The 649-nt window shown below is 54.5% G+C and carries 1 rRNA gene; it reads left to right on the forward strand.

Annotated features, from left to right (window positions below):
- A 23S ribosomal RNA gene (locus tag SCM96_16030) occupies nt 1-649 on the forward strand; the annotation flags it as partial.

Below are 649 nucleotides of genomic sequence, written 5' to 3' on the forward strand. Positions count from 1 at the left end.
GCCGTAACTATAACGGTCCTAAGGTAGCGAAATTCCTTGTCGGGTAAGTTCCGACCCGCACGAAAGGCGTAACGATTTGGGCGCTGTCTCAACAAGAGACCCGGTGAAATTGTAATACCGGTGAAGATGCCGGTTACTTGCGACAGGACGGAAAGACCCCGTGGAGCTTTACTGCAGCCTGACATTGGATTTTGGTACTGAATGTACAGGATAGGTGGGAGGCAGAGAATTTGGGGCGCCAGCCTCAAAGGAGCCACTGTTGGGATACCACCCTTTTAATATCGGGATTCTAACCTTGAGCCGTGAATCCGGTTTTGGGACACTGTCAGGCGGGCAGTTTGACTGGGGCGGTCGCCTCCCAAAAGGTAACGGAGGCGCCCAAAGGTTCCCTCGGCACGGTCGGGAATCGTGCTTTTAGAGTGTAAAGGCATAAGGGAGCTTGACTGCGAGAGAGACATCTCGAGCAGGTACGAAAGTAGGGCTTAGTGATCCGGCGGTTTTCTGAGTGGAAAGGCCGTCGCTCAACGGATAAAAGCTACCCCGGGGATAACAGGCTTATCTCCCCCAAGAGTCCACATCGACGGGGAGGTTTGGCACCTCGATGTCGGCTCATCACATCCTGGGGCTGAAGCAGGTCCCAAGGGTTCGG

The organism is Acidobacteriota bacterium (genome assembly GCA_033549365.1).
Lineage (GTDB): Bacteria > Acidobacteriota > Aminicenantia > Aminicenantales > Saccharicenantaceae > JAWSUF01.